4 protein-coding genes are annotated in these 5,729 nt (G+C 64.1%); 1 reads left to right on the top strand and 3 read right to left on the bottom strand.

Features of this window, described 5'->3' with window-relative positions; translation table 11 throughout:
• The first annotated feature begins 422 nt into the window (after window positions 1-422).
• A complete protein-coding gene (locus VGQ94_09265; protein HEV2022707.1) occupies window positions 423-1,226 on the top strand; it encodes a hypothetical protein in 804 nt (267 codons plus the stop codon).
• Between the two features lie 9 nt (window positions 1,227-1,235).
• On the opposite strand, the gene VGQ94_09260 is transcribed toward VGQ94_09265, so the two are convergent.
• The 3 genes from VGQ94_09260 to gyrB all read right to left on the bottom strand — a co-directional run.
• Entirely contained in the window at window positions 1,236-2,741 is a 1,506-nt protein-coding gene (locus VGQ94_09260) for a hypothetical protein (protein HEV2022706.1), read from the bottom strand.
• 135 nt (window positions 2,742-2,876) lie between these two features.
• Window positions 2,877-5,249 (bottom strand): VIT domain-containing protein, encoded by a 2,373-nt coding sequence (locus tag VGQ94_09255; protein ID HEV2022705.1) that lies wholly within the window; start codon window positions 5,247-5,249, stop codon window positions 2,877-2,879.
• A gap of 233 nt (window positions 5,250-5,482) precedes the next feature.
• Window positions 5,483-5,729: DNA gyrase subunit B (gene gyrB / locus VGQ94_09250; GenBank protein ID HEV2022704.1), on the bottom strand; the 247-nt coding region annotated here is incomplete at its 5' end.

Below are 5,729 nucleotides of genomic sequence, written 5' to 3'. Positions count from 1 at the left end.
CATGAGGACCTCTATCCCCGCACTTGTGACGATAGAACTCTCCGACGCGCTTGCGTATCGGCCGATCACTTTTCCCGATGTAGACGACAGGTTCGTTGGGGAGCCATCGTTGACTTTCGTATTCAAGGTCAAGTGCAAGGTTGGCAGGGATCGGGTCGATAAAGGGCAGCGGACACGCTTTACAACCGATTGTAGGGTCCCCGACACGAGCCACCACATAAACACCCGCGCTGGACTCAGATATTGACGTCCCCCACTGCACTGGGCCGCGCGGAGAAAGATTGGCCTTCCTGAATACCTCAGCGACTGTCAAATTGGCGTCAATTCTAATTCAGACTGCAAACTGGCCCGCTACCAGATTTCCAAGGGATGCCCTAAGGTAGAATCACTCGCTCCTGAGAAAAGCGATCGAGGAGGAAGTCATGCGTTGGAGCCGGTTGCCTGTGTTGCTGCTGGTGGGCGCGTCGTGTCTGGCCCAGATCCCGGAACGCGGAGAGCTGACCGCGACCCCGAAGTTCGTGGAAGAGTCTGCGCGGCCCAGCTTCCGAAGCTTCACCGAAGCGCAGTTGCGGGCGGAGATCAAGATCATTTCCGCGCGCAGCTACGCCATGTTCGGCTACAACACACCGGAAGTGCAGGTGAAGCTGCCCCAGGTGAGCAACAGCCACTACTCGAAGATCGAGTTCGCTCCGGCCACGCTGCTGAGCGCGGCGGGCCAGAACGTGCCCTTCGAACTGGAGGAGGGCGGCTACGAGGAGAAGAAGTTCTCCGGCGAGATCCGCTTTCGCATCGCCAACTCTGAGAAGGTCATCCAGTTCGCCCACGTGCGCGGCCAGGTGAAGGTGAAGTATCCGCTCGTGGTGAAGACCGCCACCATCACACCCACCCAGCCGGGGCCGCCGGAGCTGGCGGCGAAAATCGACGGGCCGTATGTGTACTTTGCCGAGAACGAGGAGAAGACCCCAGAACCCTTCTTCACCAAGCTGAGGCCCCTTCGGGCCTACGACGCGGCCGGACACCAACTCGAGCAGCACGGGTACTCGGAGACCACCTCCGATGACAACGGCGTGGAGATCAAGCACGTCTCGTTCTACGGGAACGTGGCGCGGGTGGAGATCGATACCGTCGAAAGCTGGGTGGAACTCGACCTGCCTTACGACCTCACGCCAGCGCCGTTGCTCCCCACCGGCCACGAAGGGGAAGATCCGGAGGCTCCGCCGCAGTAGCCTTCCCTCCTACCACGAGTAGTGCACGGTGTAGCTGATGATGCGCTCGCCGTCCGGGGGCACGGTGACGCGGAACTCAGCCGTCTGGCTGTCCGTTTTCTTGAACTTGTAGCTGCTTTGCGGGATGGTCCAGTTGGTCCAGCGGTAGAGGTGCTCCATCACGCGGAACTCCACCGGCTCCTTCTTGTGGTTGCGCAGCTTGATCTCGAAGGTCTCGTCCAGCCAGTCCTTGGCCTCGTCCATCTTGAAGTCGGTGCGGGTGCGCTCGCCGCGCAGGTCGAAGGAGTCGCCGGTGTAGACGCGGATGGTCTCGTCGCGCGGGGTGTGGTCAATGACGTTCTCGCCGGTGAACTCCAGGCGGCCGTCCTCGTCGCGACGGTAGAAGCGCAGCCGGCCCTTGGGCAACGGCATCCCCATGTGGTTGGCCTCGGAGTTCTGGAACTCCTGCATCACCCACACCTTAGGATTGGACTTGGTGCCGTAGTTGCGGTCCTGGCGGATGTTCTCCCTGGTCCAGCCGCCGTACTGGTTGGGATCGATCCAGGCGCCGTCATAGACGTAGAGGCGCTGCGCCTTCACCCCGGTGGCGTGGACGAACTCCACCTGCTTGGTCTCGCGGTCGTGCAGTGTGGTGGGACGCTCCAGGGTGTAGAGGTGGAACTCGTCGAAGGCCTTCTCGCGGACGGCGGGGCGCATCTCGGCCGCTCCGGCGCGGAGGGCCAAGGAATCGTAGCCCACCACCTGCTGCGGCTGCAGCTTGGAGACGTCCCCGGCCATCAGCTTGATGACCGCGTTCTCGAAGGTCTTGCCGCTCTGGTTGTCCATGGTGATCCAGCCCACCAGGTCGATGGTGTCGCCCTTCTCCGGGGCCACGATGTTGTAGTCGGCCTCCCAGCTCATGCCGCCGGTGATGTAGGAGAGCTCGGCGTCGAGCTTGGCCTGGCGGTCGGTCTGGAGCAGCCACTTCAGCGTGGGCTTGAGGATGGTGTCGTCACCCAGCGTGGGGAACAGCGGCAGCCCGGGAAGACCGAAGCGCAGCTTGCCCTCCATCTCGATGATGGGCTGCGTGTTGGCCGCCTGGACCATCTGCGCCTGGTAGTACTGCTGGCCGTAGCGCGTGAGTCCCTCCTGGTGCGGCGCGTAGCCGCTGCGGATGATCTTGCCGGGAACAATCTCGTTCCTGTCCTGGCGCTGGATGAGGAAGTCGATGGTCTTGCCCTCGAAGAGCGAGAGCAGCAGCTCCTGGGAGACCGGGTCGGAGCGGTAGTTCTGCTCCAGCACCAGCAGCGGCACCTTGCCTGCGGGGTCGCGCAGGACGACGGAATCGGGCTCGAGGTGTGCCGTGGTCCCGGTGAAGCTCACCTGGTTGACGCCCAGCGTCAGCTCGAGCGGCACCGTCTGGCGCACCACGGCGAAGTTCTGGTTGTAGATGGTGAGCGCGGGCTGGCTGGCGTCGGCGGCGAAGGCCGCGGACGCCGTCAGGAGGATGGCAGAAACTAATGCGAGCTTTTTCATGTGCGTTCTCCCTCGTCGTTAATGAATACATCCCGACGGCGAAGCCGGAGGGAACCCTACCCTGATTGCAAACTTCCTGGGAGGGGGTAGGGCTCCCTAGCTTCGCTCGGGGTGTAAAAACAGAGACAAAAGCAGCTACACCTGCGGCGCCACGTAGCGTACCACCGCGAGCTTGGCCAGGGCTTCCAGCTTCTCCACCGGCAGGCGGCCGATCACCAGCTTGGCCGTTTTGGGGTCGAGCACCAGCTCGAAGCCCAGAGCCTTGAGCTGCGCCAGCGTCGCGGGCGATTTGTCCGAAAGCCAGATCTGGATCGAGAGTTTGGAGCCGGGCGCCGGGCCGCAGGGCTTCTTGACGTTGCGCTGCAGGCACTCGACCGCAGCCATCAGCGTGGGATGCAGCTTGGCCGCCATGTCGGCGCGCTTGCGGTCCTCGACGGACATCGGGCGCGCTGGGGGAGCCGGCGCTTCTGCGGCCTGCCGCACCATGACCCCGCCGTTGAAGATCTTACCGACTCCGCCGCCGACTCCAGACGAAGTGGGCGCGTAGGCCCGGTTCTTCGTCTCCTCGTCTTTGTCACCGAAGACGCCCTGGTAGCTGACGCCCTCCGGCATCTCCACCGGCACCTGCACGGTGCGCGGCTGGCCGCCCTCGGTCACCGTCATCTCCTCGACCGCGACGAAAGAGGTGAACTGCGTCATCAGGCGGAACTGGAGGCCGAGCGCGACGATCTGTTCCTTCAGGTCCTTTTGCGGCGCGCCCTGCTGCATGCCCGCCCAGTCCTTGCACATGATGGAGTCAATGCGATTGCGCGCCCAGAGCGTGGCCAGGACGTCGTGGCGGGGCTCGTCGGCGGGCAGGTTGACCTTGATCTCGCGCACGAAGGGCAGGCCGGCGCGCTTGCCGCGCAGCCGGATGATGCCCTGCCCCGGCCCGGCGTAGCGCCCGGTGACGATCACCGGCTTGGCGCTGAACAGGTCGGGAATGCGTTCAGGCTGCACCATGACAACGGGTAGGCCGCCCCAGTCGATGGAAATGTCGGTCAGCACGGGCGTGCGCACGCGCTCGAAGAGGCGCTGGACTACCGGGTCGGCGTCGCGCTCGAGCGTGACGTATTCCACCTCGCCGCGGCCGGCTTCGGCCATCTTGTCCAGCAGGAAGCGGTTCACCGAATTCCCGATGCCGAGGGAGAAGACGCGGGCGTTGGGATGCTTCTGCACCTCGCCGATGATCTCCATGTCGTTGCCCACGTAGCCATCGGTGAAGAACAGCACCACGCGCAGGTGTTTCTGGGAGTCGGAGGGGTCGAGCGAGGCGCGGATGGCCTTCATCATCTCCGTGCCGCCACCGCCGGTCAGGTTCGCGAGCAGCGCGCGGGCGCGGTCCAGGTTCTTCTCCGTGGCCGGGACCGGCTCGTCGAACAGGATCTGCGTGTTGCCGGCGAAGGTGATGATGTTGAAGGTGTCCTGCGGATGCAGGTGGGCGAGCGCCAGCTCGGCCAGCTTCTTCGACTTCTCCAGCGGGAAGCCGGACTGCGAACCCGAGGTGTCGATGACGAAGACGATCTCGCGCGGAGTGACCTCGGATTCCGCGATGTGGTCGGGCGGCTGCAGGATGAAGGTGAAGAAGCCGCCAGTCTTGCCTTTGTGCGTGAGCAACGCGTCTTCGATCTTTCCGCCGGCCACGTCGTACTTGAGGATGAAGTCTTTGTTGGGAATGACGGCCAGCTCTTTGAGCCGGATGACGGCGTTGGAGGAGCCGGTGCGCTCGGAAGTGATCATGTGCGAGGTGGAGCGGTATTCCTCGATGGGAACGCCGGCGTCAAGCTTCACTTCGATGGAAATGTCGTGCCCGGCGCGGGTTCCCGGCGGGGTCACGGGCGGCGTGATGCGCGAGGCGTCGGGGACGCGGGTGGTGTCCGGCGCCCAGCCGCCGCCCTGCTTGGCGTCTTTGCTGATGGGCGTGCCCGGGATGTAGCGCGGGCCCACCACCATCGGGAAGACGAACTCGTAGGAGCCGGCCTCGTACTTGAGCAGCTCGACGTAGCTGATCTCCACCGTCACGTTCTCGCCGGGCATGATGTTGGCCACCGACTGGGTGAAGATGTTCGGCCGCTCCTGGTCGAGCAGCGCGGCCACGTGTCCGGCCTGGCGGGCGGCCTGATAGATGGCCAGCGCCTCTTCGCGGCGCTTGATCAGCCCGCGCACGGTGCGGTCGCCGACCTTCAGCGTCATGTCGTCCACGGCCGCGTTCTGCGGCAGCGGGAAGACGTACACCGCCTCGATCTTTTCCTTCGACGGGTTCCAGAACTGCTGCGTGACCGTGACCCGGGTGATGAAGCCCGAGATCTCCGCCCGGACGTCGGTGTGCTTGAGCGGGCACAGGGCCTGCGCCTGGCCGTCCTTGCCCAGGATGGCCAGCGACCCTTCCCTCACCTGCTGCTGGCCGGGCGCGGCAAAGGCGGCCGTCGCCATGAGAATCACCAGGAACCCTAAGAGCTTGCGGTGCATGACTTTCCTCCGTGCTACGGAGGAAGAACGGAGGGGAGAGGAGAGCTTGCAAGGAAAAATTCCCTGGCGCAGACTTACCAAGGGCGCGGGGTAGGGGTCCTTCGATTGCGCGCTCCCCGCTAAAGCGGGCTCGCGCTCCGCTCAGGATGACAGTCAAGAGAAAAGGCGCGGAATTTCTCCGCGCCTCCGTGTCTAGGTGTGAAAAAAGAATCCGCGCAAATCCGCGGTAGGGGTTAGATGTCCAGGTTCTTCACGTCGAGGGCGTTCTCTTCGATGAATTTGCGGCGGGCTTCGACGTCTTCGCCCATCAGGGTGGTGAAGATGGTCTCGCAGGCGGCGATGTCTTCGAGCTTCACCTCAAGCAGGGTGCGGCGCGCGGGGTCCATGGTGGTTTCCCAGAGCTGGTCGGCGCGCATCTCGCCCAGGCCCTTGTAACGCTGCACGCTGTAGTCCTTCTGGCCGGCGTTGAGGACGTACTCG

The organism is Terriglobales bacterium, from assembly GCA_035937135.1.
Classification (GTDB): domain Bacteria; phylum Acidobacteriota; class Terriglobia; order Terriglobales; family Acidobacteriaceae; genus DASYVL01.
The sequence above is the reverse complement of the archived record's forward strand: the minus strand, read 5'-3'. Positions and strand labels throughout refer to the sequence as shown.